This is a genomic window from Sphingomonas sp. ACRSK, from assembly GCF_022346685.1.
Taxonomy (GTDB): Bacteria; Pseudomonadota; Alphaproteobacteria; order Sphingomonadales; family Sphingomonadaceae; genus Sphingomonas; species Sphingomonas molluscorum.
On sequence record NZ_JAKRNR010000018.1, the window covers coordinates 18,102 to 42,838 of the forward strand.

The window sequence follows — 24,737 nt, forward strand, 5'->3', positions numbered from 1 at the left end:
ACGGCTTCGTGCTCCCGCGTAGGCGGGAGCCCAGGGTAGCGGGAACAGGCGGGGGTTGTTTTGCTTGGCCCTGGATCCCCGCCTGCGCGGGGACACGGGGTGCGCTTTGCTTCCGGGGACGTTCCAACTGGGCCCCGGCCTTCGCCGGGGTACGGAGGAGAAGGGGGCTGCCCCTAGGCCAGCCGGGCGGCGGCGGTGCGGAGGTCTTCGACGAAGCGGGCGTATTCGTCTTCGGCCTCGGCCCGGTCGGGGATGCGCAGGAGGTAGCTGGGGTGGACGGTGATCCAGGCTTCGCCGCCGCTGGGGAGCGCGATCGCCTGGCCACGTTCGCGGCCGATGGTGACGGTGCGGCCGAGCAGCGAGCGCGCGGCGGTGGCACCGAGCGCGACCGTGACCTCCGGCTTCACCAGCGCGGTCTCCTGCTCAATCCACCAGCGGCAGGCGTCGATCTCGCCGGCATCCGGCTTGCTGTGGATGCGGCGCTTGCCGCGCGGCTCGAACTTGAAATGCTTGACCGAATTGGTGACGTAGACGGTGCTGCGGTCGACACCGGCTTGGGCGAGCGCGCGGTCGAACATTTGGCCGGCGGGGCCGACGAAGGGCTTGCCGGCCAGGTCCTCCTGGTCGCCGGGCTGTTCGCCGACGAACATCAGCCGCGCGTCGACGGGGCCTTCGCCGAACACCGTCTGGGTCGCGGGCTTCCAGAGGTGGCAGCGCTTGCAGCCCAGCGCCTCCTCGCGCAGCGCCTCCCAGGCGGCCTGGATGTTGCCGCCGACCTGGGTGCGGGCCTTGTCGATCATGCCAGCCTCTCGTGCCTGGGCGCCCGCGATCAGCTGTCCGACCAGCGCGGTCTCGGGCATGTTCTTCCAATATTTGCGCGGCATCTCCTTGAGCATCGCGCCCTTCTTGAGCCGCGCCGGGTTGAAGATGGAGGCGTAATAGGTCTTCCATACCTCCTCGACCGGATCGCCCTCCGGCGCGTCGGCGCGGGTGGCGCCGGGGCCTTCGGTGAGCAACTCGCCGTCCCAGTGCAGCGACACCTCCGGCGTCAGGATCGACCAGCGCATGCTGGCGAAGCGGTTGACGAAGAAGGCGGCGTTGGCGCGCACGATATGGTGCTCGGGCTCGAACCAGGCGACGTAGCGGCTGGTGCCGTCCTCCTCCGCCACTTCGCGAAAGCGCAGGAAGGCGCGCATCTTGTGGATGTCGCGGCGAACTTCCTTGGTGAGCCCTTCCAGCTTGCGGACGAGCGGGTCGGCCCGGTCCTCGATCAGCCGGGGCTGGGTGCGCAGGCGACACAGCAGCGTGTAGAGCAGCGCGAAGCGATCGGGCGCCGAGGACATCACCACGTCGCGGGCGAGGTCGAGAAAGGCGCGCGGGACCGAGAAGCCGGGACCGGCGGCGGACGCTGTTGGTGCAGCTTCGGGAGCGGTCTGCGCGAACAGGTCCGCGACGCCGTCGCCGGTGCGCCACACCACCTGGTCGGGCGCCACCCCCTCGGCCGCGAGCCCGCGCGCGACGTCGCGCCACGCGTCGAAATCGTCGGGGGCCGGGAGGGTGACGCCGCGCACGTTATTCGCGCTCGTCGCTACCGGGCGGGTTGTCGCGGGCTTCCTCCAGCTCCTTGGGCTTGCGGTCCTCGTAGATGTCGGCGAGCTTTTCCTCGGTCGCGTCGTCGAGCTCCTCGGCGGCGGCGGGGAACATCTCTTCCTCCTCCTCGTCGATGTGGTGCTCGTAGCGGCGGCGCATGTGGAAGAACTTCTCCTTCCACTCGTCGGAGTCGAACTCGAGGTTCATGAGCTCGCCGAGCACATCGTCGACTTCCTTGTGCTCGGAGACGGAGTGGCGGGCGTCGTCGCGAAGCTCCGGGTCGCCGAGCATGGTCGCGTAAAGCGATTCCTCCTCGGCCGCGGCGTGGCTCTGCAGCTCGAGCCGGAACTCCTCGAACAGCTGCTGGCGCTCTTCGGCAGGCGTGGAGAAATCGGCCAGTCGCGCGAGCATGCCGCGCTGCTTGTCGTGGTCGCGCTTCAGGTCCTGGTAGATGCGGGCGTCCGCCATGATGGTCCTCCCTGGGTTCGAGGGGACAACCGGCGGCAAGGCGCGGCGTTTCACCCGCGAATCACTCTCAGGCGGCGAACAGCTCCAGCTGCTGCTTCTTGGGGGCGACCAGCGGCTTTAGCTCGGCGCGATCGGCGAGCGCGAGCGGGCGCCAGTCGTCCGCGATCAGGAAGGGGCGGAGCTTCTTGATAGAGACGGTGAGGCGCGCGACGTCATCGAGGCGCAGGCGGCGCCAGCGGCGGGCGGAGAGGATCGCGTTGACCGCCTTTACGCCCAGCCCGGGCACGCGCAGCAGCGCCTCACGCGGCGCGCGGTTGACGTCGACGGGGAAGTTGTCGCGGAATTTGAGCGCCCAGGCGAGCTTGGGATCGATGTCGAGCGGCAGCATGCCGGTGGCGTCATCGGCGGCGGCGCGCACCTCGTCGGGCTTATAATCGTAAAATCGCATCAGCCAGTCGGACTGGTAGAGCCGGTGCTCGCGCATCAGCGGCGGGCGCTGGAGCGGCAACACCGCCGACGCTTCCGGGATGGGGCTGAAGGCGGAGTAATAGACGCGGCGCAGCTCGAACCGGTCGTAGAGCGTGGCCGCGCGGCCGACGATGTCGCGGTCGGTCGCGGCATCGGCGCCGACAATCATCTGGGTGGACTGGCCGGCCGGCGCGAAGCGGGGGGCGCTGCGATAGCGCTTGCGCGCATCGGTGCCGTCGGTGATCGCGGTGCGCATGCCGGCCATCGCGCCCTCGATCTGGGTCTCTGACTTTTCGGGGGCGAGGCGCTTCAGGCCGCTGGTGGTGGGCAGCTCCACGTTGATCGAGACGCGGTCGGCGTGGAGCCCGGCCTGATGGATCAGCTCGGGATCCGCGTCGGGAATGGTCTTCAGGTGGATGTAGCCGCGGAAATCATGGTCTTCGCGCAGGGAGCGGGCGACCTCGACCAGCTGCTCCATCGTGTAGTTGGAGGAGCGGATGATCCCGGAGGAGAGGAACAGCCCCTCGATATAGTTGCGGCGGTAGAAGCTGAGGGTCAGGCGCACGACTTCCTCGGCGGTGAAGCGGGCGCGGCGGACGTTCGAGCTCTTGCGGTTGATGCAGTAGTGGCAGTCGAAGATGCAGCTGTTGGTCAGCAGGATCTTGAGCAGCGAGATGCAGCGGCCGTCGGGCGCATAGGCGTGGCAGATGCCCATGCCCTCGGTCGAGCCCAGGCCCTTGCCGTCGCGCGAGTTGCGCTTGGCCGTGCCGGACGAGGCGCAGGAGGCGTCGTACTTCGCAGCGTCCGCGAGGATCGCCAGCTTTTCGCGGGTGTCGAGCTGCGCCATTTGTTCTATCTATGTTCGAACGGGTGGAGGCGCAAGGCTGGAAGATCAGCGGGTTACGGCACAATTTCCCCGAGCCGTTCACCCTGAGTAGCCGTTGAGCGAAGTCGAAAGGGCGTATCGAAGGGCGGGTGCTTCGATACGGGTCTTCGACAAGCTCAGCCCCTACTCAGCACGAACGGGGGAGGGGGCACGGTGCTGCGCGGTAGACCCGCCGTCCGCGCGCCATGCCAGCCACGCGACGACCCCCAGCAGCGGCAGTGCGACCAGTGCCCAGATGCCCAGGCCCTCCCAGGGGGTGAAGCCGAGCCATTCGTCGGCGACGGTGCGGAGGTAGCCCGGCGCGAACCGCTCCAGAAGGACTGCGCGCCAGACCGCGTAGTCGAAGAAATCGGGGGCGGCGATTTCCGCCGAGGCGATCATCAGGTTGATGGCCATGGAGATCGCCAGCAGCTGGGCGGCGAGGAGCTTGCCTACGGCCGTGCGCAGCAGTGTCCAGAAGCCGGCGAGGCCGAGCCCCAGGAAGCCCAACGCGGGAACCGCGTGGCGGGGGCCGGTCGAGTGGCCGCCGTCCCAGTAATAATAGGCGGCGTTGTAGAGGAAGGGCAGGATGCTCAACACGATCGCGAGCACGGCCAGGTCGCGGTGGCGGCGATCCCAGAGCAGCCAGGCGAGGCCGATCGGCGCCAGCACCAGCACGGGCGAGACCCACAGGATGCCGCGCCGCGGGCCGAACACGATCTCCCACAGCACGTGCGGCTTGGGATAGGTGAGGCCGAAGAAGCCCTGCTGCATGCCGGCGAAGTCGGTGACCCCGGCATAGCCCGACTGGAAGGGCGAACCAAAGGCGAAGGCGTTGTAGGCGAACAGCGGCAGCACCGCGACGAGGGCGACGCCGGCGGCGGCGAGCATCACCGGCAGCCGCTGTGCCCAGGCCCAGCCCCGCATCCGCCACAGCGCCCACAAGCCGATCGGCAGCGCCTCCAGCACCGAAGGCGGCTCGATCACCGCGCCCCAGCCGAGTGCCAGGCCGGCGATCGCGGCATAGCCGATGCTGGCGCGGGTGCCACCGGGCGTGCGGGTGCCGCGCCACACCGCCCAGACGGCGATCACCAGCATCGCGCCCGAGGCGGCATGGCCGAAGATGGTGGTAGCCCAGCCCCAGGCGATCGAGCCCAGCGCATAGCCGAGCGCCCCGAACAGGCCGGCCGCAGGGCTGCCGGTGACCCCGCGGCCGAGGTCGAACAGCATCATCGCAGCGATGGCGACGAACAATGCGGAGGTGAAGACGGCGGTCAGGCGCACCCGGATCTTGATGAAGCGGTTGAAGCCGGGGTCCTCGTTGCGGATGCGGTGGAACTCGGCATCGTCGCCGGTGACGGCATCGGCGAGCGCGACGAAGGGCACCGCCATGAGCGTCATGCCCGGTGCCTTGTCGGTGTAGAAATGGTCGCCGAACTGCGCGCGATCGATCGTCAGCGCGGCATATTCATCGATGGTGGCATCGCCCTGCTCGACCAGCGAGACGGCGGCGTACATGCGGGTGGCGTTGTTGGGATTGAACTCCCAGGAGCCGAACCAGCCGCAGGAGAACCAGACGAGCGCGAACAGCAACCAGGCGATCGGATCGCGTCTCAGTCCCGTCTGTGCCGTCATGCCGCCGCCGCCGTTCCCCGTTCAAAGAGGCGTGCGGCTACGACGGCAGGGACTTGGACGCAACGTCCGGCGCGATCAGGGAACGCTGCGTTCGGCCTCTGCCTTGGCGGCGCGGCGTTCCGCCTTCCAGCGGTTGGCGTTCTGGACGAAGCAGCCCGACTGGCCGCTGGCACCCACGGTGCTGCAGCTGCCGACGCCGGTGGCGCCTGCCTCCAGCCCGGACTGCTGGCGCACGGCCCAGCTCTGCTGGTCGGGCGACGCCTCGGTGGTGCGCAGCTCCTTGGGGATGCGGAAGCGCTCTTCCTCGCCGCGGCGCACGCACACCACGATTTCCTCGCCATTGGCGTTGGTGGGGCATTTGTCGTTGCCGTAGATCACCAGCACGCCGTTCTGGGCGGCATTCTGGGCGACCGCGGGGGCGGAGAGGCCCAGCACCGGCGCGGCCAGCCCGATCGCTGCCATCAGCATCCACTTTGCCATCGGTCGTCCTCCTGTTGCCGCCATCCTAACGCGGCAAGCCTCATATGCGTTTCGATGCGGCGATTGCCACCCGGCAGCCGAGCCGGATCACGGCGGACAGCACCGGATAGCCGATCGCCTGTTCGGCGCCGTGGGCAATCGCGGCTTCCTTGTGCTCCAGCTCCTCGGCCTGGAACTCGAGCACCGCGGCCGAAAGCTCCGGCTCCTCGTCGCGAAGCTCGGCGAGCTGCTGGTCGTAATGCTTGTCGATCTCGGTCTCGACCGCGGCGGTGCAGGCCATCGCAGCCTCCGGCCCGATCGCGGCGGTGACGGCGCCGAGCGCGAAGCCGGCGACGCTCCAGAAGGGCTGGAGCAGGGTCGGGCGGACGCCGCGTTCGGCGATCATGCCGTCGAACCAGGCGCGGTGGCGTTCCTCCTGCTTGGCCATGCCGACGATCTCGCGCGCGAGCGGGACGCGATCGCCCATCACCGCGAGCTGCCCCGCATAGATGCGGGTCGCGCCATATTCGCCCGCCTGATCCACCCGGATCATCTGGGAGACCGGTTCCCGCCGATCGCCGGGTCGCCACCGCTTCATGCGCGTTTTCCTGCCAGCACAAAGATCCCCAACGCGCCGGCGAACGAAAAGATCGCATTGAAGCCGGCGAGCGAAATGCCGGCGAGCGTCCATTGCGGCACGTCGCAGCGGATCACCGGCGCCTTCATGATCGCGTCGAGCATGTTGCCGCCGCCGCCCGAGAAGGGCGTCGCGCAGCCGGTGATGCCCTGCCACCAGCCATATTCGACGCCCGCGTGGAAGACGCCGATCGCCCCGCTGGCAGCGATGGCGACGCCAGCGAGCAGCACCAGCGCGACGCGGGCGGAGGTGCGCGGCACCAGGAAGCTGAGCATCGCCAGCACGATGGCGGCATAATGCGGCCAGCGCTGCCAGTGGCACATTTCGCACGGGTAGAGCCCGCCCAGATATTGCGATCCGAGCGCGCCCAGTATCAGCACTGCGGGGACGAGCAGCGCGAGCCAGCGCGCCGCCTGGAGATTGCCGCCGCGCATGTCAGCGCTTCTTTGCCGGCGTCGCCGTCGCCACCGCGCGCGGCGCAGGACCCAGGCGGCCGAGCGTCTGCAGGGCATAGTGGAGCTGGAAATCCTCGATGCCGCGCTTCTTGAGCGCCTCGGCACTCTCGGTGAAGCGCGGATCGGGCTTGCCGTCATCCTCCAGCACCGAATTGTCGACCTTGGCCTCGTTGATGAGGTGGCGGCGCAGGTCCGCCTCCCGGAACACCGGGCGATCCTTGTAGTCGGGGTCGGAGATCTGCGGCACCTTGAGGTCGGGTTCGATGCCGCCCTCCTGCACCGAGCGACCCGAGGGCGTGTAGTAGCGCGCGGTGGTGAGGCGGAGCGCCGTCTCCGGCCCGAGCGGCAGCAGCGTCTGCACCGATCCCTTGCCGAAGGTCCGCTCGCCCATGACGATCGCGCGGTGGTAGTCCTGGAGCGCGCCGGCGACGATTTCCGAGGCGGAGGCGGTGCCGGCATCGACCAGCACGATGATCGGCAGGCCCTGGGTCAGGTCGCCGGCCTCGGCATAATAGCGTTCGATGTCGGTCTTTTCGCGGCCGCGCTGGGACACGATCTCGCCGTGGTCGAGGAACACGTCCGACACCTCGATCGCCTCGTTCAGCAGGCCGCCGCCATTCTCACGCAGGTCAACGATGTAGCCGAGCGGCTTGTGGCCGAGCGCCTTGTCGATCGCGGCGACCGCGGCGCGGGTGTCGGCGCCGGTCTGGGCGGAGAAGGTGTTGATGTTGATGATGCCGATGCCGTCCTTCACCTCCCACTTCACGGGCTTCTGGACGATGATCTCGCGCGTCATGGTGGCGGTGATCGGCTTTTCCTGACCCGGGCGCACCAGCGTCAGCGTGACCTTGGTGTTGGCGGGCCCGCGCATCTGCGAGATCGCCTCGTCCAGCGAGCCGCCGTAGATCAGCTTGCCGTCGATGTGGGTGATGTAGTCGCCGGCCTTGATGCCCGCGCGCGCGGCGGGCGTGTCCTCGGTCGGGGCGATGACCTTGATCGCGCCGTCGATCATGGTGACGGTGAGGCCGAGGCCGCCGTAGTTGCCCTCGGTCGCGATGCGCATGTTGTCGAAATCGAGCGCGTCCACGTACGAGCTGTGCGGATCGAGTGCCGCGAGCATGCCCTGGATCGCGCCCTTCACCAGCACCTTGTCGTCGACCTTGTCGACGTAGGAGGCGCGGACGCGATTGTAGACGTCCATGAAGGTGTCGAGCTCGCGATAGCTGTCGCTGTCGACCTGCGCCATCGCGCCGTTGGCGATCGGGACCAGCGCCAGCGCGCCCACGATCGCAGTGGCCTGGAGGAGCGGGCGAACCATGCGGGGAACCTTATGAACGGACATGCTGCACCGGAATAGCGCCAAAGCGTGGCCGCGTAAAAGGAACTCTGGCGGACCGCCTCAGCCGAGCATCGTCGCGAGGTCGATGGCCGCGCCGTGGCGGCGCAGCTCGACGGTGACCTGGGGCGCGTCGCCGCCGGGAGCGAGGCCGAGCGGCGTGCCGGCGGCCACCTCGGTCCCGCGGCGCACGGTGGCGCGGCCGAGCCCGGTCACGAGCGTCGTCCAGCCGTTGCCGTGATCGAGCAGGATGATGGTGCCGTAGCTGCGGAAGGGGCGGGCGAGCAGGACGCGGCCCACCAGCGGCGCGACCACGCGCGCGCCGGGCGCCACCGCGAGCGTCAGGCCGCGCGACCGTACGCCCGCGTCCGAAATCTCGCCGAAGCCGGTCACCACCGCGCCCGTCACCGGCAGGCGATAGGGCGAGCGGTGGACGGGGGTGCCGTCCGAGCCCGGACGCAGCAGCGGGCCGGACAGGCTGGTGAGCTCGCCCAGCGTCACCGCGGCGAGCTGCGTCTCCTGCATCTGGTCGACGATGTCGCGCGCGCGTTCGCCCAGCGCGATCGCGCGGTCCGACTCGACCAGCGCGGTGCGGCCGAGATCCTGCGAGCGCAGCCGCTGCGCCGCCTCCAGCCGCACCAGTTGCAGGCGTTCGTCCTCCAGCCGCCGCCGGCTGCTGCCGAGTGCCTGCACCGCGAGTGCCGCCTGGCGCCGCGTGCGCTGCACCTCTGCGACTTCCGCGCGGACGGCGCTGGTGCGCTGGCGGACGGCGGGCAGCACGGTCGCGAGTACGGCGCGGACGTGGACGGCATCGGCAGTGGAGCCGGGCTGGGCGACCGCCGCCACGGCGGGGCGGCGGGCGAGCGACTGGAGCGCCGCCATCAGCCGCACGATCGGGTCGCGGCGGCGGGCAAGCTCCTCACGCCGATCGGCGAGCAGGCGGCCGACGACCGCCACGCGGGCTTCGGCGGCGCGGTGCTCCGCCTCGGCCGCGGCGATGCGGGCGGTCATGCTGCGCTGCCGGGCAGCGGCGCGATCGGCGGCGGTGCGGGCGGCGGCGGCCTGGCGCTCCAGCGCCTGCGCGCGTGCCTGGGCACGATCCGCCTCGATCCGGGCGGCGCGCAGCCGCTCGCGCTGCTGGTCGAGCGGCGGGGGGGCGGCGATGCCGATGGTGGCGGCGCCCAGTGCCGCGCCCCCGGTGGCCAGCACCAGCAGGGCGGCCGCGACTTTGCCGCCACGGCGCATCAGCCCTCGCGGTGATAGGGGTGGTTGGCGAGGATGCTGGCGGCGCGCCACAGCTGCTCGGCAAGCATGGCGCGGGCCATCATGTGCGGCCAGGTGAGGCGGCCGAACGAGATCAGCAGGTCCGCCTCGCGCCGATCGGCATCGTCGAAGCCGTCGGCCGCACCGATCAGGAAGCGCGCCTCGCGCACCCCGTCGTCGCGCCAGTTCCCCAGGATCTGTGCGAACTGGCGGGACGGCATGTCGCGGCCGGTTTCGTCGAGCATCACGATGCGGGTGCCGGGTTCGCGCGGCGGCACCTTGCCGCCCTTGTCGGGCAGCTCGGTGACGCGGGTCGGCCAGGTGACGCGCTTGAGATAGCGATCGACCAGCTCGGCCTCGGGACTGCGCCCGATGCGCCCGCGCGCGACGATATGCAGCAGCACGGGCGCGAAGGGTCAGGCGGAGGCGGGCGGGTTGCCGGTCGACCCCATCGTCGGCGTGTCGCCGAACGCCCACATCCGCTCCAGGTTGTAGAAGGTGCGGACTTCGGGGCGGAACAAGTGGACGATCACGTCGCCCGCGTCGATCAGCACCCAATCGGCGGTCGGCAGACCCTCGACCCGGGGGCTGCGGCCGAACTCGGCCTTCACCTTCTCGGCGATCTTGGTCGCCATGGAGGCGACCTGACGGCTCGAACGGCCGGAGGCGACGACCATATAGTCGGCGATGCTGGACTTGCCGGCGAGCGGGATCGAGACGGTTTCGACCGCCTGATCGTCATCCAGCGAGGTGAGGACGAGGCGGTGCAGCGCCTCGACGTCGTCGGTACCGCCTTCGCGTGCGGAAGAGGGGTTGGGCAACTTGTCTCCTAGCCTTTCATGGCCGTGCGCGTGGGGATGTGGTTCGGCGTCGGGTGCCGGTGCCAGGCGGGATCGGCGGCTCGAATGCCGGTCGCCGAGGTCGGATCGGGGCGGAAGCGCAGCAACACGAGTGCCGGCAAACTCCAATTCGTCCATCGTTTCGCCTGGCCTGCGGGCCGCGCATAGCGCCGCAGCCAGCCCATCGCGACACTTGCGCGGGCCCGTCGATCATACCCCGGACGCGCGATAACCGCAATCGGCATGGTGCGCGCGATTTCGCGCCACCCGCGCCAGCGGTGGAACTGGGCGAGATTGTCGGCGCCCATCACCCAGATGAAGTCGTGATCGGGAAAGCGGGCGCGCAGCTTGCGCAGCGTGTCGAGGGTGTAGCGCGTGCCGAGCCGCCGTTCGATGTCGGTCGCGCGGATGCGCGAGTGGCGCGCCATGCGGGTGGCGGACGCGAGGCGCGCGGCAAAGGGCGCCATGTCCGACGCATGGTCCTTGAGCGGATTGCCTGGGGACACCAGCCACCAGAGCTCGTCGAGCTCGAGCGCGCGGATCGCCTGGAGCGAAATGCCGCGATGACCGCGATGCGCCGGATTGAAGGAGCCGCCGAGGAGGCCGATGCGGGACATGGCCCGGCGATGCCAGTGTTGCGCGGCGGGTGCAACGGCGTGGGGGCACTGCCACCGGGTGCGTCGCATAACCTTTCAGTACCCCGGCGGAGGCCGGGGTCCAGGTGGAAAGGCGGCTGCGGAGTGCCCCGAACCCCCTTCGCCGCAACTGGGGCCCGGCCTTCGCCGGGGTACGAAGCGCGTTCGAGGTGCGGCAGCGCGACCCTCTACGTCGCGCCCTCCGTGCTCCTGCGCAGGCAGGAGCCCAGGGTTTCGGGCGATATCGGGCGTTGCTTTGCTGGGCCCTGGACCCCGCCTGCGCGGGGGTACGGTTGCGGGTGTGGTTGGCGTTAGCGCTAGCGGACGGAGGCGAGCGCCGGGGCGCGGTATTCGGACTGCCGTTCGATCATCCAGCCGGGGTATTCCGGCGCCAGCTTGCTGGCCGCATCGAGCGACGCGAGCTGCTCCGCCGTCAGCGCCGCGTCGACCGCAGCGAGATTGTCCTCCAGCTGGTCGACGCGCTTGGCGCCGACGATGACGCTGGTCACCACCTTCTGGTGGAGCAGCCAGGCGAGCGCGATGCGGGCGACCGAGACGCCGTGCGCCTCGGCGATCGGGTCCATGGCGGAGAGCACCGCTTCGCCGCGGGTCTGGTCGACGGGCGGGAAGTTGAAGTTGGTGCGGCGGCCGTCGCTGTCGCCGGCGCGGTACTTGCCCGACAGATAGCCGCCGGCGAGCGGGCTCCACACCATCAGGCCGAGCCCTTCCGATTCCATCATCGGCGCCAGCTCGCGCTCCAGGTCCCGACCTGCGAGCGTGTAGTAGGACTGCACCGTCTCGAACCGGGCGAAGCCGCGGCGTTCGGAGATGCCGAGCGCCTTGGCGATCTGCCACGCCGCCCAGTTGGAGACGCCGATGTAGCGGACATGACCCTGGCTCACGAGATCGTCGAGCGCGCGCAGCGTCTCCTCGATCGGGGTCACCGAATCCCAGCCGTGGATCTGGTAGAGGTCGATATGGTCGGTGCCGAGCCGCTGGAGGCTGGCCTTCACCTGGTCGAGCAGGTGCCCGCGCGAGGCGCCGCGATCATTGTGGCCCGGCCCCATCGGCCCGAACGCCTTGGTGGCGAGCACCACGTCTTCACGGCGCAACCCCAGGTTGCGGATCGCCTGGCCGGTGATCTCCTCCGACAGGCCGTTGGAATAGACGTTGGCGGTGTCGATGAAGTTGACGCCCGCGTCGACTGCGGTGCGGAGCAGCGCGTCGGCGTCCGCCTGCTGCACCTGGCCCACCGCCTTGAACATGCCCTCTCCGCCAAAGGTCATGGTGCCGAGGCAGAGTTCGGACACGAACAGGCCGGTGCGGCCGAGCTGGTTGTAGTGCATGGAGCCTCCTGAGCGATGCGCGCCCGGCAGATGGGGAGGCTTTTCCCCCGCGCAACCGATCGGTACGAAAAACGCCGCTGTTCGCGTCGATCCTTGCGTAATCGCGCACCGTGCTCCTGCGCAGGCAGGAGCCCAGGGTTTCGGGGCGCTAACGGTCGTTGCTTGGCTTGTCCCTGGATCCCTGCCTGCGCAGCGATACGGCAGAAATGGCGGGTCTGTTGCGTCCTGGGAAAAGGTGGCGTCAGGGGCGGGTCTGGCCGGTGCCGGTGACGGTCCATTTATAGGTGGTGAGGCCTTCGAGCGCGACGGGGCCGCGCGCGTGGAGGCGGCCGGTGGAGATGCCGATCTCCCCGCCCAGCCCGAACTCGCCGCCGTCGGCGAACTGGGTGGAGGCGTTCCACATCACGATCGCCGAATCGACCCCGTTGAGGAAGCGTTCGGCCGTGGCCGCGTCCTCCGTCACGATCGCGTCAGTGTGGCCGGAGCTGTGCTGGGCGATATGGGTCAGTGCGCCTTCCACGCCGTCGACCCGCTTCACCGAGAGGATCGCGTCGAGATATTCGGTGTCCCAGTCCTCGGGCGCGGCGGGGCGCACGCGCGGGTCGATCGCCCGGACGTCCGCGTCGCCGCGCACTTCGCAGCCGCCGTCGATCAGGGCGGCGAGGAGCGGCGCGGGATCGGCAAAGGCGCGGTCGATCAGCAGCGTCTCGGTCGCGCCGCAGATGCCGGTGCGGCGGAGCTTGGCGTTGACCACCAGGGTGCGCGCCATGTCCGGGTCGGCGGCGCCGTCGACATAGCTGTGGTTGATGCCGTCGAGGTGGGCGAGCACGGGCACGCGCGCCTCCGCCTGGACGCGGGCGACCAGACTCTTGCCGCCGCGCGGCACGACCATGTCGATCAGCCCCTCGGCGGCGAGCATCGCGCCCACGGCGGCGCGATCGGTGGTGGGGACGAGCTGGATCGCATCGGCGGGCACGCCCCCGGCGACGAACCCGCGCTGCATGGCGGCGTGGAGCGCGCGGTTGCTCTCGATCGCCTCCGACCCGCCGCGCAGGATGGCGGCGTTGCCCGCCATGACGCAGAGCGCGCCGGCGTCGGCGGTGACGTTGGGGCGGCTTTCGTAGATGATGCCGATGACGCCGATCGGCACGCGCACGCGGCGCAGCACCAGGCCGTTGGGGCGACGATCCTCCGAAACGAGCGCGCCGACCGGGTCGGGCAGGCCGGCGATCGCCTCCACGCCGGCGGCGGCGGCTTCGAGGCGGGCGGCGTCGAGGTGAAGGCGGTCGAGCAGCGCCGCGCTCAGGCCCCGCGCTTCGCCGGCCGCGACGTCGCGCACGTTGGCGGCGAGGATCGCGGACGCATCGGCGCGGATCGCGGCGGCGGCGGCGCGCAGGGCGGCGGCCTTGGTGGCGGTCGGAAGCGCAGCCAAGGCGCGGGCAGCAGTGCGGGCGCGGGCGCCCATCGCACGCACGAGGGCGACGGGGTCTTCGGACGCGGCGGCAGTGGCGAGGCTAGCGGGCATGATCCCACGCTAGCATGGCCGCGCACCCCTCCCAAAGCCCCTCGACAGGGTGCGAGGACGTGATAGCTTTTGGTCATGGGGGAAATGGAAACAGGGGGCGACATCGTCGCCGGGGGGCTGTTCGCGCGCGCGATCGAGCCGAGTGCAGGTGAGGGCCGGGGGCATCGGTCCGGGCATGGGGCGGGCCACGCGCATGGCCTGTGCCTCAACTGCGGGACCGCGCTGATCGGGGCGCATTGCCACCGCTGCGGCCAAGCGGGGCACATCCACCGCACGCTCCATTCGGTCGGCCACGACCTGCTGCACGGGGTGTTCCATTTCGAGGGCAAGATCTGGGACACGCTGCCGATGCTGGTGCTGCGCCCCGGCGCGCTCACCCGGCGCTATGTGGAGGGCGAGCGGGCGCGTTTCGTATCGCCGCTGGCGCTGTTCCTCTTCACCATGTTCCTGATGTTCGCGGTGTTCGGCTGGGCCGGCGTCGGCAGCTGGATGCAGGAGGAGACGTTTCCGGAGCACATCGTCAAGGTCGATGCCGGGGATGCCGAGCGCCTGCAGGCCCGCATTGCGGCGCTCGATCGCGAGATCGCCCGCGGCGATACCAAGGGGCAGGCGGCGCGTGGGCTGCAGATCGAACGCTATGCGGTGGAGCAGGAGCTTGCGGTCGTGCAGGGGCACAGCGGCATCCCCGCGATGCTGCGCCGGCTGGGCGTGCAGCTGGAGGGCAACGGCTACAAGAAGCTCGGCCACAAGCTCCAGAACCCGGAGCTGCTGCTCTACAAGATCAAGTCGAGCAGCTATAAATACAGCTGGGCGCTGATCCCCTTGTCGCTACCGTTCATGTGGATGCTGTTCGCCTGGCGCCGGCAGTATCGCATGTACGACCACGCGATCTTCGTGATCTATTCGATCAGCTTCATGAACCTGCTGTTCGTGGTCATGGCGCTGTTCAGTCTCTCGCCCCTGCTGTCGTGGCTGGACGCATGGCTGCTGCTGGTGCCGCCGATCCACATGTTCGCGCAGCTGAAGGGCGCGTACCGGCTGCGGACGTTCAGCGCCGCCTGGCGGACGGTGGCGCTGCTGTTCGTGACGGCGGTGGTGCTGTCGATCTTCGTGTCGCTGCTGGTGACGCTGGGGGTGATGGGGTGAGGGGCGCTGCTGCGACGGCTGCCGGGAACGTCCGGTTGCGGACCGATAGCTAAACGACCTTAGCGACCGACAGCAGCCATTTACCTCGTGCTTTCCTATCCTTGAACCGGAGCGACATTTCGAGCCATGTCCGGGCGACATCGGGTGGGGACCTCTCAGCAAAGGTCCTAGTGTTTGGCTAGCGCCCGGGTGCCGACAAGCGCTCAGACCAGTCCGACCCGCAAGTGCCGGTCGGGTACTATCGCGCCTAGTTCGTAGCCTGTCTGCGCACCCGCCCGAGCATGCACCCCAACCGCCCTTGGCAGCCCCAAGAGGCTCAGGGCATAGCCGATGATGGCGCTGCCCCCGTAGCCGACGACGGGGGTAGGATAGTTACCAAGCGCGGCCGCCACGATCGTGGCGAGCCAGAGAGCGCCGAACACGGCGTATGTCGCCCGATTCTCCGCGTCATGACGCCAACCGACAATCGCCGGGATCAGGAGAAGGGCCAGTCCTCCCCATACTGCGATGCCGGCAGAGGCGTGAATGTCGAAAGACGAATATAGGATTTGGTCGACATAGGGGGCCGCCATCAGCGTGTCGGCCTGTGCCAGCGTCGCCGCAAAGCCTGCAACACTTGCTACCAGTGCGACGATGACGTTCCGATCGCGGCTGATTATCGCAAGCGTGGCGAGACTCAGGGCAAGGATGCCGGCCATCGCGCGGTCAGGTTGCAGGGCGACGGCAGCAACGGCAGCGACGATGCCGGCGGTCGCAAGCACGGTGCGGATTCGCGAAAAGGCGACGAGCATCAGCGGCACCAGGATCGAGCTGGGTTGGATCGCCAATCCGCCTAGGCTCACCCAACGCGCGGCGCCATCGGCCCTGGCACCGATCAGCGCCGTCGCCAGCAATGCCGCTGCCATGGCCGCGATTGCGGCGCCGGTCGCGGCTCGCCCCGCCGCGACGGTGCGTCCGAGCAGCACCAGCATTGTCAAACCGATCACCAAGGCACCGGCGTTGATCGCCAGGTAGCGCGTCGGGGCAGCGGTGATCGCCATATAGGCAAGGCCGAGCCCGACGGCGCCGATCGCGCAAGCGACGCCGATCGTGCGAGGGCGACGGATCATGGCGTAAATGGTCATGCTGTTCGATCCTTTGCAGAACAGAGCGTCCTCGCCGATTAACAAGGCGACCAGTTGAAGAAGATGCGAAGCGATGGCACGCGGCATGAGTCCACACAGGCTATCGAGCGTAAATAGAAGCGCCTCGGTAGGGTCCGGGATACTCGCCGCCTCGTAACGGACCGCCCATGCCCACGGCTGCAATGAGGCTGGCAGTGTCGACTGCAAGGCACGACAAGCGAGGTCGATCAGGCCACGACGAAAGCCAGCGCTCATATGGTTGCCTCCCGGCGTCGCGCGGTCGGGGTTGCCGTGCCGCCCGGAGGATTGGCGCGGGCGATCTGCACGCCGCTCGCCGTCAGCCGGTAGACGTGGCGAGGTGGCCGTCCCCCTTCGGCCGGCTGCTGCCATTCTGCTTCCAGATACCCTTGGGCTTCCAAACGAATTAGGAGCGGATACAGGGTGCCGGATTTCACTTGGGCAAGGCGTGCGAGTTCATAGCCGTGTGACCATTGGCGCCCGGCATCGAGCAAGACCGCGAGGACCATCCGGGCATGAGGTGAGAGCGCGCGTGTTCGAGACATGCACTATAACTCTACCTAGGTAGAGTTATAGTCAAGCGGGAACCGAGTGATCGAACGGCGTGGCCGCGCAACCTTTCACAACCCAGTCGTGAGTGTCGTTGCGCAGGCTGCTGAAGGGGGGGGGCTCTCCAGCCCAGGGCACCGCAACTGGGCCCCGGCCTTCGCCGGGGTACGGGTTTCTTTTCGGGACGGGCGTCCCACCCGATCCCCGGGCGGGCGCAAAGAAAAACCCCTCCGCGAGGCTGTCGCGGAGGGGTTTTCTGTTCGTCCCGAACCGGATCAGGCGCCGGCGGGGCTGGGGTTACCGAAGGGACCCTGGGGGCGCCGCGTGCGCGGGATCGAGGTGCCGGCGGCGGCGACCGGGCGGGTCGGGCCGTCGGTCGGGCGGCCGAGGTCCTCGCCGGCGATCAGGCGCTTGATCTCGTCGCCGCTCAGCGTCTCATACTCGAGCAGGGCGCCGGCCAGCGTGTGGAGCTGGTCGACATGCTCGGTCAGCACGTCGCGCGCGCGGGTGAGGCCGCCTTCGACGATGCGCTTGATCTCGCTGTCGATCAGTTCCGCGGTCTTGTTCGACATGCGGGCCGGGGCCGACTGCGAATAGCCGAGGAAGCTCTCGCCCTGCGGCTCGGCGTACTCGACCGGGCCGACGGCATCGGACATGCCCCAGCGGGTGACCATGTCGCGCGCCAGGCTCGTCGCCTGCTGGATGTCGCCCGAGGCGCCCGAAGACACCTTGTCGTAGCCGAAGATGATCTCCTCGGCGACGCGACCGCCCATCGCCACCGCCAGGTTCGCGTACATCTTGTCGCGATGGTAGCTGTAGCTGTCCCGCTCCGGCAGGCGCATCACCATGCCGAGCGCACGGCCGCGCGGGATGATCGTCGCCTTGTGGATCGGGTCCGACGCGGGCTCGTGGATCGAGACGATGGCGTGGCCGGCCTCGTGATAGGCGGTCATGCGCTTTTCGTCGTCGGTCATCACCATCGAGCGCCGCTCGGCACCCATCATGACCTTGTCCTTGGCCTCTTCGAACTCGAGGTTGGCGACCAGGCGCTTGCCCTTGCGCGCCGCCATCAACGCGGCCTCGTTGACGAGGTTGGCGAGGTCCGCGCCCGAGAAGCCGGGGGTGCCGCGCGCGATCGTGCGGGCATCCACGTCGGGCGCCAGCGGCACCTTCTTCATGTGGACCTGCAGGATCTTGATGCGGCCCTCGATGTCGGGGCGCGGCACCACGACCTGGCGGTCGAAGCGGCCCGGACGCAGCAGCGCGGGGTCGAGCACGTCGGGGCGGTTGGTCGCCGCGATGATGATGATGCCCTCGTTCGCCTCGAAGCCGTCCATTTCGACCAGCAGCTGGTTGAGCGTCTGCTCGCGCTCGTCGTTGCCGTTGCCGAGACCCGCGCCGCGATGGCGGCCGACGGCGTCGATCTCGTCGATGAAGACGATGCACGGGGCCGACTTCTTGGCCTGTTCGAACATGTCACGGACACGGCTCGCGCCGACGCCCACGAACATCTCGACGAAGTCCGAGCCGGAGATGGTGAAGAACGGCACGCCCGCCTCACCCGCGATCGCGCGGGCGAGCAGCGTCTTGCCGGTGCCGGGCGAGCCGACCAGCAGTGCGCCCTTGGGGATCTTGCCGCCCAGGCGCGCGAACTTGGTCGGGTCCTTCAGGAACTCGACGATCTCCTGCAGCTCCTCGCGCGCCTCGTCGATGCCGGCGACGTCGTCGAAGGTGACCTTGCCTTCCTTCTGGGTCAGCATGCGGGCACGCGACTTGCCGAAGCCCATCGCGCCGTTCGCGCCGCCGCCCTTCTGCATCTGGCGCACCACGAAGAAGGCGATGCCGAGGAACAGCAGGAAGGGAAGCGCCTGGACCAGCATGTACTGCCAGATCGACGGGCCTTCCTCCGGACGCGCGGTGATGCTGACGCCGGCCTTGCGCAGGCGCTCGGTCAGCTGCGGGTCGTCCATCGCATAGGTGCGGAACTTCTCGCCGTTCGACTGAGTGCCGGTGATGACGTTCTTGGTGACGTTGACGTCCTTGACCGACCCTTCCTCGACGCGGTCGAGGAACGCGGAATAGGGGATCGACGTACCGGCGTTCTGCGCCCCGCCGCTGGGGAACAGCGACACGAACAGCGCCAGGGCCATGAGGATGCCCACCCAGATGAGCAGGCTCTTCATCCAGGGGTTGCCGTTGCCGCCGTTCTCGGGGCCGGGCTGCTTGTCGTTGTCGTTCATGAAAGCGCGTACCTCTTCGTCCCTGCAAGATAGGCTGCGGGGGATGAATGGCAATGGAACAACATCGATCAGGCTGATCGACGCGGCGGTGCGGGCCGGAAATGCCACCGGTCCCCCCGCGCAGAGGCGGCGACGCCTGCCTGGGTGGCGCCGTTGCCGGCCTCCAGCGCATCTAGCAGCGGCTCGACGTTGGCGGAGTCGGACCAGCTTCCCTCGGCCGCGGGCGCGTGGTGGCGGACGTGGTGGATGGCGCGGCGGACGAGGCGGCGACGCAGTTCGCGGGGCAGGCCGGCCATGTCCAGCGCGCGTTCCCCGGCGGGCGCCGGGCACAGCCGCTCGCGCTCGATCCAGGTGACGGTCTCGGCAATTGCTGCATCCGTTTCGGCGCAATGCTGCGCAGCACGGGCGAGCCCCTCGATATCGAGCGCGGGCGACCCGGCCAGCAGCGCGCGGACCCCGGTGCGGTCGTGGCGGGGATCGGTATTGGAGGGATCGTCGACGAAGGGGAGGGCAGCTTCCTCCGCCAGCGCGCGCAGGGTCGCGCGTCGCCAGCCGAGCAGCGGGCGGACGACCGGGAGGCCGCGCGCCTCGCCCGCGCCGGTGCCCTCCCAGCGTTCGGGGTGCCAGGTCCAATAGCGGCGGATGCCGGCAAGCCCCGCGGGGCCCGAGCCGCGCACGGCGCGCATCAGGAAGGTCTCGGCCTGGTCGTCGGCGTGATGGGCCGTGAGCAGCGCGGCCGCTTCCTCGTCGAGCGCCCATCGGCCGAGCAACTGGTAGCGTAGCTGCCGCGCCTGTGCCTGGATGCTGGCGCCCTGGGGCGGCCGGTCCGGGGCGAGCGTGGCGTGCGGGATGCCGGCATCGCGGCACCAGCGGGCGACGCATGCGGCCTCGTCGGCGGCATCGGGGCGGAGGCGGTGGTCGACGGTGGCGGCGATGACCCGGCCGGGGTGTGCGGCATGCGCCAGCGCCAGCATCGCCATGGAGTCGGGGCCGCCCGAGACGGCGAGCGCGATCGGGCCGGCGGGTGGGGCGCCGATCGCGGCGGCGAGGTCGTGCGCGAACCGCGCGACCGCCGCCGGATCGAGGATCACCGGATCAGCTGCACTTGGCGGCGGTGCGTCCACGCTGGATATCCGCCTTCATCGTCGCCGAGATGCGATCGGCATAAACGTCGGACAGCTCGGCATAGACCTCGCACGCGTCCTTCGGCTTCTTGAGCTGCACCAGCGCGTCGGCGAGATAGAAGAGGCTGTCGGGGGCGCGCTCGCCGTCCGGCATCTTCTTGTAATTGTCGTAAAAGGCGATCGAGGCGAGGCTGGGCTTGCCGTCGTCGAGATAGGACCGGCCGATCAGGTTCTGGGCCCAGCTGGCGCGGCGGTGCTTGGGATATTTGTCGACCACGGTCTTGAGCTGGGCCGCGGCCTCCGAATAGCGCTTCGCCGACCACAGGCGATAGCCGTAGACATAGGCGTCCTCGGCAGGATCGCCGCTGGGCGCGGGCTTTTCGACGGCAGCGCCGGCCCCCGCAGGAGTGGCAGCAGCGGGGGCGGCTGGCTTGGCCCCGGCATTGCCCGGAAGCGTCAGCACGCCGCCGCCGTTGCCGGGGCCGCGGGCCGGGGCAGGGGAAGCGGCCGGGGCGCTGTCCGGCTCGCCACCCTGCGCGGCCGGAGCGGCAGCCCCGCCGCCTTCCAGCGCGGTGAGCCGGCCATCGTTGGCGCGGCGATAGGCCTCGAACGCCTCCTCCATCTGGCGCAGCTTGTACTGCGCCTGCTCGACCTGGCCGGTTAGCGTCATCTGCTGCGATTCGAGCGCGGCGACGCGCGCCTCAAGATTGGCGATGGGGCTGCCCGCGGGCGTGCCCGGCGCCTCGATCGGCGCCTGGGGCGCGGTGATCTCCGGCTCGACGTGGGCCTGGGCGCCGCCCGGGAACACCTTGCGCTGGACGGCGCGCATCTCGCGCTCGAGCTTGTTCACCCGGCCTTCGATCGCGGTCTGCGCGGTCGCGGGGACGGAAACTGCAAGGCCGGCCGCCAGAAGCGGAAGCGTCATGAGGATACGCATGTCGTGACACCCCCCGGTGGGAATTGGGAAAACTAGGGGGACCCTAATGGTCCGGCGATGCTGTCGCCAGCCTTAAGCACGCGCGGATAAACCCGGGCGTGCCCAAGGCGGACGCATCAGCCCTGGGGCGCGGCCGGCGCGGGGGCGGCCCCGGTGCCGGCAGCGGCAGGCGCCGGGGTGCCGCCGCCGTCGCGGGCACGCAGCGCCTGGGCGCTGACGCCGATGTCCTTGATCGGGCGGGCGCCGCTGCCGAGCGGGGCCACTGACGATCCGTTGATGGTGACTGCCAGCTTGTCCGGGCGGCCGACGTTGATCATCGGGCCGTTGGCATCGACGGGCACGTCGTAGCGCTCGCCCGCGGTCATCGTCTTCTGCATCAGCGTCTTGCCGGCGGCGTCATAGACGCGGACCCACACTTCGTCGGTGGCGGTGAGCGTCACCTGACTGCCGGTCACGGGCGCGGCCGGTGCGGCAACGGCCGGGGAGGCGGCGGGCACCGGCATCACGCCGAGCTCGCTCTCCGCCGTCGCCTGCTGCGCGGGCGGCGCGTCCCCGCCGGTGAGCAGGGTGGTGCCGAACCAGATGGCGAGCAGAAGCAGGATCAGGGCACCCGCGATCAACCCGCCGGTGGCGAGCCCGCGCGAGGGAAGCCGCGGGGGAGCATGGGGCTGAAGGTCGGGCTTGGGCTCGCGCCGCTGGTAGCTGGCATCGAGCTCGCGGCGCAGATCGCGGGCGAGCGCCACCTCGTCCACGCCCACCGCCCGTGCGTAGGAGCGGCCGAAGCCCATCGCATAGGTGGTGGAGGGCAGTTGGGAGAAGTTCGACGTCTCGATCGCCTCCAGATGCCGCTGCGGGATCCGAGTACGCGCCGCCACCTCGGCGAGGTCGAGGCCCTGGGCCTCGCGCGCCTGCCGCAACCGTTCGCCTGCCGTCATCGCTGCCGGGCTCCGATCCACGGCGCCCTCGCCCTCACCCATTCCAGTCTCCACGCGGGGAATATTCACCAAGGTCGCGCCCCCGTCTTCGGGGCAGGTTTCGGACACGCATAAACCTGTGTCAACGTCAGGAGGCGCGTATCCGCCGCCGTTTCACGCCAGTTCAACCCCATTGTCGGTCGCCCAGGCGGTCAGTGCGGCCCGCATGTCGGCCGGCGGGGCCGCCAGCAGCCGCTCCATGGTGGCGGTGATGGCGGCGCGATCGAGCGAATGGATCATCGCCTTGATCGGGCCAACCGCGGCCGGCGTGATCGACAGCCGGTCGATGCCGAGGCCGAGCAGCGCCATCGCCTCGAGCGACCGCCCGCCCATCTCGCCGCACACGGTGACCGGGACGCCGGCATCGCGGGTGGCACGCACCACCCGGCGCAGGAAGCGCAGGATCGCCGGGCTCAGCCAGTCGTAGCGCAGCGCCAGCTGCGGGTGTGCGCGATCGGCCGCGAACAGGAACTGGGTGAGATCGTTGGTGCCGATCGACAGGAAATCGAGGCGCGGGAACAGCAGGTCGAGCGTCTCGGCAAGGGCCGGCACCTCCAGCATCGCGCCATAGAGGATCTCCAGCGGCAGCTTGCGCCCGCGCGAGGCGACCCAGTCGCGCTGGCGCTCGAACAGCTCTCGCGCCTGCTCGAACTCCCAGGGTTCGGACACCATCGGGAACATGACGCGCAGCGTGCGGCCGGCTGCCGCCTCGATCAGCGCGCGCGCCTGCGCCTTCATCAGCCCCTCGCGGGTCAGCGCCAGGCGCAGCGCCCGCCAGCCCATCGCCGGGTTCTCTTCCTCATGGTCGCCGGTCGCGAGATAGGGCAGCGCCTTGTCGCCGCCGATGTCGACGGTGCGGAACACGACCGGGCGATCGCCGGCGACGTCGAGCACCTCGCGATAGAGCCGCTGCTGGCGCTCGCGCGAGGGGAGGGTGGAGGAGACCAGGAACTGGAATTCGGTGCGGAACAGGCCGATGCCGTCCGCGCCGGTGAGGTCCAGCGCGGCGGCGTCGTCGCGAAGGCCGGCGTTGACCAGCAGGGTGATGCGGTCGCCGTCGCGGGTGACGGGCGGCTCGCTGCGCAGCGCGGCGAAGGCGGCGCGGCGGCGCTGCGAATAGAGCAGCTTGGCCTCGAACGCCTCCTCCAGGTCGGCGGTGGGGCGGATGACGCAATAGTCTTCGGAGGCGTTGAGCAGCAGCCGGTCGCCTTCCGAGATCAGCCGGCGCACGTCGCGCACGCGGCCGAGGACCGGCACGCCCATCGCGCGGGCGACGATGGTCACGTGCGCGGTGAGCGAGCCTTCCTCCAGCACCACGCCCTTGAGGCGCCGGCGGTCGTATTCGAGCAACTCGGCCGGCCCCAGGTTGCGCGCGATCAGGATCGTGTCCTGGCGAAGGCCCAGCTGGGCTGCGGTGCCGAGCTGGCCCGAGACGATGCGCAGCAGCCGGTTGGAGAGATCCTCCAGGTCGTGCATGCGATCGGCGAGCAGCGGGTCGGAAATCTCGCGCATGCGCATGCGGGTGCGCTGCTGGACGCGCTCGATCGCGGCCTCTGCGGTGAGGCCGGAGTCGATCGCCTCGTTGATGCGGCGCGACCAGCCCTCGTCATAGGCGAACATCTTGTAGGTCGCGATGACCTCTTCATGCTCGCCGCCGACGCCGAACTCGGCCTGGCTGGTGATGCGGTCGATCTGCTCGCGCATCTTGTCGAACGCGGCATAGACGCGGTGGCGCTCCGCCTCGGTATCCTCGGCCACCGTATGCTCGACGGTGATGCGCGGCTGGTGGAAGACGGCGACCCCGGCGCCCATGCCCTCGACCAGCTTGAAGCCGTTGATGCGGGCGGTGCCGGTCGCCTGGGGGCGGCTGGCGGCGGCGGGGCCGGCCGCGTCGATCAGGTCGGCGTTGGCGATCAGTTCGGACAGCACCATGGCGACGGTCTGCAGCGCCTCGATCTCGACGTCGTCGTAGCGGCGCGGCTCGGTATGCTGGACCGCGAGCACGCCCACCGCCCGCTCGCGCCGGATGATCGGCACGCCCGCAAAGCTGTGGAAGCGCTCCTCGCCGGTTTCGGGGCGATAGGCGAAGTCCGGGTGGCTCGCCGCCTCGGCCAGGTTCAGCGTCTCGACATTGGCGGCGATGGTGCCGACCAGACCCTCGCCCGGCGCCAGCTTGGTGACGTGCACCGCCTCTTCGGCGAGGCCGACGGTGGCGAAGAGTTCGAACACGCCCTCCCGCAGCAGGTAGATCGAGCAAACCTCGCTATCGAGCGTTTCCCCGATGATGTTGACCACGCTGTTGAGCTTGGCCTGGGCGGGGCTGCGCGACGCCATCACGTCGTGGAGGCGGGTGAGGATCTCTCGGGCGGAAGCGGCGGCCGATGCGGGCATGGGGCTGGCTACCATGCCGTTGCGGCCGACGCCATCGCGCGGCCGGAAACTTCGGTAACGAAGTGTGCAAGCGGAGCGTGCGGCATCACAGCGTCCGCACCAGGCGCACGGCCATGGCGAGCCAGGCGGGTTCGGGCACCACCTGCTGGCGGGCGCCGGCTCCGGGCGGCAGCAGATGGAGCTTGCCGTCGCTGCGGGCGAGCAGCCGGCCGAACACGAAGCGGCCGGCGGGGCGGGGGACCAGCACGTCGCGGTTCATGGCGCTGCCGAACGCGTCGGGGGCGAGGCGGGCGCACCAAATTTCGTCGCCCGCCCGATAGTCTCCGACGCCACCGGAGACGGTGACGGCGACCAGGCTGGGATCAATCCGGGGTGCGGCGACGGTGGCGGCGCGGCGGGGCGCGGTGGCGCCACCGGCGTCGAGGATGGCGGCCACGGCAACGTCGGGACGGTCGGGCAGCTTCACCAGATCGGCGGAATCGACGCCCAGCGCCTCTGCGATGCGGTTGAGCCAGCCGATCGAGACGGTGCGCGTGCCCGTCTCCAGCCGGCCGATCGTCTGGGCGGTGGTGGCGGGGCGGCAGCGCAGCGCCACCTCCTCCAGCGTCAGCCCCTTCGCACGGCGCACTTCGCGAATGGCGGTGATCATCTCCGGCTCCCGCAGAAAACCATATCGGTTTGTCACTGTCCTACAAACAAGCCGATGTGGCAAG

23 protein-coding genes are annotated in these 24,737 nt (G+C 69.8%); 1 reads left to right on the plus strand and 22 read right to left on the minus strand.

Translation table 11 applies throughout. From position 1 onward, the window contains the following. Positions 1–173 precede the first annotated feature (173 nt). The 14 genes from MHZ35_RS10970 to MHZ35_RS11035 form a co-directional block, all read right to left on the minus strand. On the minus strand, positions 174–1,571 hold the full coding sequence (locus tag MHZ35_RS10970; RefSeq protein WP_239435628.1) for a UdgX family uracil-DNA binding protein: 1,398 nt from the start codon (positions 1,569–1,571) through the stop codon (positions 174–176). A 1-nt stretch (position 1,572) separates the two neighbouring features. Then, positions 1,573–2,058, minus strand: coding sequence for a hemerythrin domain-containing protein (locus tag MHZ35_RS10975; protein WP_125959072.1), 486 nt, complete (start codon positions 2,056–2,058; stop codon positions 1,573–1,575). A 67-nt stretch (positions 2,059–2,125) separates the two neighbouring features. Beyond that, entirely contained in the window at positions 2,126–3,373 is a 1,248-nt protein-coding gene (locus MHZ35_RS10980) for a putative DNA modification/repair radical SAM protein (RefSeq protein WP_239435629.1), read from the minus strand. 162 nt (positions 3,374–3,535) lie between these two features. Then, the gene (locus MHZ35_RS10985; protein ID WP_239435630.1) at positions 3,536–5,026 is read right to left on the minus strand and encodes a hypothetical protein; all 1,491 of its coding nucleotides are present in this window, start codon (positions 5,024–5,026) and stop codon (positions 3,536–3,538) included. Between the two features lie 75 nt (positions 5,027–5,101). After that, positions 5,102–5,506, minus strand: a complete 405-nt coding sequence (locus MHZ35_RS10990; protein ID WP_125959068.1) for a hypothetical protein — start codon at positions 5,504–5,506, stop codon at positions 5,102–5,104. Between the two features lie 40 nt (positions 5,507–5,546). Next, a complete protein-coding gene (locus MHZ35_RS10995) occupies positions 5,547–6,083 on the minus strand; it encodes a demethoxyubiquinone hydroxylase family protein (RefSeq protein ID WP_239435631.1) in 537 nt (178 codons plus the stop codon). Then, entirely contained in the window at positions 6,080–6,556 is a 477-nt protein-coding gene (locus MHZ35_RS11000; RefSeq protein ID WP_239435632.1) for a disulfide bond formation protein B, read from the minus strand. The genes MHZ35_RS10995 and MHZ35_RS11000 overlap by 4 nt, the downstream gene beginning before the upstream one ends. Position 6,557: 1 nt before the next feature. Continuing rightward, positions 6,558–7,895, minus strand: coding sequence for a S41 family peptidase (locus MHZ35_RS11005; protein ID WP_239435633.1), 1,338 nt, complete (start codon positions 7,893–7,895; stop codon positions 6,558–6,560). A gap of 81 nt (positions 7,896–7,976) precedes the next feature. Continuing rightward, positions 7,977–9,158 (minus strand): murein hydrolase activator EnvC family protein, encoded by a 1,182-nt coding sequence (locus MHZ35_RS11010; protein ID WP_239435634.1) that lies wholly within the window; start codon positions 9,156–9,158, stop codon positions 7,977–7,979. After that, positions 9,158–9,580 (minus strand): 23S rRNA (pseudouridine(1915)-N(3))-methyltransferase RlmH, encoded by a 423-nt coding sequence (locus tag MHZ35_RS11015; RefSeq protein ID WP_239435635.1) that lies wholly within the window; start codon positions 9,578–9,580, stop codon positions 9,158–9,160. Before MHZ35_RS11015 ends, MHZ35_RS11010 begins: the two co-directional genes overlap by 1 nt. A 12-nt stretch (positions 9,581–9,592) precedes the next feature. After that, positions 9,593–9,997 (minus strand): ribosome silencing factor, encoded by a 405-nt coding sequence (gene rsfS / locus MHZ35_RS11020; protein ID WP_125959062.1) that lies wholly within the window; start codon positions 9,995–9,997, stop codon positions 9,593–9,595. An 8-nt stretch (positions 9,998–10,005) separates the two neighbouring features. Further along, positions 10,006–10,701, minus strand: a complete 696-nt coding sequence (locus MHZ35_RS11025; RefSeq protein ID WP_274615876.1) for a nicotinate-nucleotide adenylyltransferase — start codon at positions 10,699–10,701, stop codon at positions 10,006–10,008. A 266-nt stretch (positions 10,702–10,967) separates the two neighbouring features. Beyond that, entirely contained in the window at positions 10,968–11,996 is a 1,029-nt protein-coding gene (locus tag MHZ35_RS11030; RefSeq protein WP_239435637.1) for an aldo/keto reductase, read from the minus strand. Positions 11,997–12,237: 241 nt separating this feature from the next. Then, positions 12,238–13,521 carry a glutamate-5-semialdehyde dehydrogenase gene (locus MHZ35_RS11035; RefSeq protein WP_239435638.1) on the minus strand — a complete coding sequence of 428 codons (1,284 nt, stop codon included), beginning with the start codon at positions 13,519–13,521 and terminating at the stop codon, positions 12,238–12,240. A gap of 84 nt (positions 13,522–13,605) precedes the next feature. Here MHZ35_RS11035 and MHZ35_RS11040 point away from each other — a divergent pair, with 84 nt between their 5' ends. Continuing rightward, positions 13,606–14,667: a DUF3667 domain-containing protein gene (locus MHZ35_RS11040; protein WP_239435639.1), complete on the plus strand. Its 1,062-nt coding sequence runs from the start codon at positions 13,606–13,608 to the stop codon at positions 14,665–14,667. A 203-nt stretch (positions 14,668–14,870) separates the two neighbouring features. Here the strand turns inward: MHZ35_RS11040 and MHZ35_RS11045 are convergent, their stop codons facing one another. The 8 genes from MHZ35_RS11045 to MHZ35_RS11080 form a co-directional block, all read right to left on the minus strand. Beyond that, a complete protein-coding gene (locus MHZ35_RS11045) occupies positions 14,871–16,046 on the minus strand; it encodes a hypothetical protein (RefSeq protein WP_239435640.1) in 1,176 nt (391 codons plus the stop codon). Further along, complete coding sequence (locus MHZ35_RS11050; RefSeq protein ID WP_239435641.1) at positions 16,043–16,318, minus strand: PadR family transcriptional regulator; 276 nt, start codon at positions 16,316–16,318, stop codon at positions 16,043–16,045. Before MHZ35_RS11050 ends, MHZ35_RS11045 begins: the two co-directional genes overlap by 4 nt. 315 nt (positions 16,319–16,633) lie before the next feature. Beyond that, the gene (ftsH, locus tag MHZ35_RS11055) at positions 16,634–18,598 is read right to left on the minus strand and encodes an ATP-dependent zinc metalloprotease FtsH (RefSeq protein ID WP_132882619.1); all 1,965 of its coding nucleotides are present in this window, start codon (positions 18,596–18,598) and stop codon (positions 16,634–16,636) included. 68 nt (positions 18,599–18,666) lie between these two features. Further along, entirely contained in the window at positions 18,667–19,722 is a 1,056-nt protein-coding gene (gene tilS, locus MHZ35_RS11060; RefSeq protein WP_239435642.1) for a tRNA lysidine(34) synthetase TilS, read from the minus strand. Next, on the minus strand, positions 19,694–20,647 hold the full coding sequence (locus MHZ35_RS11065) for a tetratricopeptide repeat protein (protein WP_239435643.1): 954 nt from the start codon (positions 20,645–20,647) through the stop codon (positions 19,694–19,696). Before MHZ35_RS11065 ends, tilS begins: the two co-directional genes overlap by 29 nt. Positions 20,648–20,775: 128 nt before the next feature. Further along, positions 20,776–21,636, minus strand: coding sequence for a helix-turn-helix domain-containing protein (locus tag MHZ35_RS11070; RefSeq protein ID WP_239435644.1), 861 nt, complete (start codon positions 21,634–21,636; stop codon positions 20,776–20,778). A 111-nt stretch (positions 21,637–21,747) separates the two neighbouring features. Continuing rightward, positions 21,748–24,024: a phosphoenolpyruvate--protein phosphotransferase gene (gene ptsP / locus MHZ35_RS11075; protein WP_239435645.1), complete on the minus strand. Its 2,277-nt coding sequence runs from the start codon at positions 24,022–24,024 to the stop codon at positions 21,748–21,750. 85 nt (positions 24,025–24,109) lie between these two features. Next, the gene (locus tag MHZ35_RS11080) at positions 24,110–24,673 is read right to left on the minus strand and encodes a helix-turn-helix domain-containing protein (RefSeq protein WP_125959050.1); all 564 of its coding nucleotides are present in this window, start codon (positions 24,671–24,673) and stop codon (positions 24,110–24,112) included. Between the last annotated feature and the right edge of the window lie 64 nt (positions 24,674–24,737).

Excerpts from the sequence above, each read along its gene's own strand:
- MHZ35_RS10975 (WP_125959072.1), bottom strand. The coding sequence starts at position 2,058 with ATGGCGGACGCCCGCATCTACCAGGACCTGAAGCGCGACCACGACAAG.
- MHZ35_RS10980 (WP_239435629.1), bottom strand. The coding sequence starts at position 3,373 with ATGGCGCAGCTCGACACCCGCGAAAAGCTGGCGATCCTCGCGGACGCT.
- MHZ35_RS10985 (WP_239435630.1), bottom strand. The coding sequence starts at position 5,026 with ATGACGGCACAGACGGGACTGAGACGCGATCCGATCGCCTGGTTGCTG.
- MHZ35_RS10990 (WP_125959068.1), bottom strand. The coding sequence starts at position 5,506 with ATGGCAAAGTGGATGCTGATGGCAGCGATCGGGCTGGCCGCGCCGGTG.
- MHZ35_RS10995 (WP_239435631.1), bottom strand. The coding sequence starts at position 6,083 with ATGAAGCGGTGGCGACCCGGCGATCGGCGGGAACCGGTCTCCCAGATG.
- MHZ35_RS11000 (WP_239435632.1), bottom strand. The coding sequence starts at position 6,556 with ATGCGCGGCGGCAATCTCCAGGCGGCGCGCTGGCTCGCGCTGCTCGTC.
- MHZ35_RS11005 (WP_239435633.1), bottom strand. The coding sequence starts at position 7,895 with ATGGTTCGCCCGCTCCTCCAGGCCACTGCGATCGTGGGCGCGCTGGCG.
- MHZ35_RS11010 (WP_239435634.1), bottom strand. The coding sequence starts at position 9,158 with ATGCGCCGTGGCGGCAAAGTCGCGGCCGCCCTGCTGGTGCTGGCCACC.
- MHZ35_RS11025 (WP_274615876.1), bottom strand. The coding sequence starts at position 10,701 with ATGCGACGCACCCGGTGGCAGTGCCCCCACGCCGTTGCACCCGCCGCG.
- MHZ35_RS11030 (WP_239435637.1), bottom strand. The coding sequence starts at position 11,996 with ATGCACTACAACCAGCTCGGCCGCACCGGCCTGTTCGTGTCCGAACTC.
- MHZ35_RS11035 (WP_239435638.1), bottom strand. The coding sequence starts at position 13,521 with ATGCCCGCTAGCCTCGCCACTGCCGCCGCGTCCGAAGACCCCGTCGCC.
- MHZ35_RS11040 (WP_239435639.1), top strand. The coding sequence starts at position 13,606 with ATGGAAACAGGGGGCGACATCGTCGCCGGGGGGCTGTTCGCGCGCGCG.
- MHZ35_RS11045 (WP_239435640.1), bottom strand. The coding sequence starts at position 16,046 with ATGAGCGCTGGCTTTCGTCGTGGCCTGATCGACCTCGCTTGTCGTGCC.
- MHZ35_RS11050 (WP_239435641.1), bottom strand. The coding sequence starts at position 16,318 with ATGGTCCTCGCGGTCTTGCTCGATGCCGGGCGCCAATGGTCACACGGC.
- ftsH (WP_132882619.1), bottom strand. The coding sequence starts at position 18,598 with ATGAACGACAACGACAAGCAGCCCGGCCCCGAGAACGGCGGCAACGGC.
- MHZ35_RS11065 (WP_239435643.1), bottom strand. The coding sequence starts at position 20,647 with ATGACGCTTCCGCTTCTGGCGGCCGGCCTTGCAGTTTCCGTCCCCGCG.
- MHZ35_RS11070 (WP_239435644.1), bottom strand. The coding sequence starts at position 21,636 with ATGGGTGAGGGCGAGGGCGCCGTGGATCGGAGCCCGGCAGCGATGACG.
- ptsP (WP_239435645.1), bottom strand. The coding sequence starts at position 24,024 with ATGCCCGCATCGGCCGCCGCTTCCGCCCGAGAGATCCTCACCCGCCTC.
- MHZ35_RS11080 (WP_125959050.1), bottom strand. The coding sequence starts at position 24,673 with ATGATCACCGCCATTCGCGAAGTGCGCCGTGCGAAGGGGCTGACGCTG.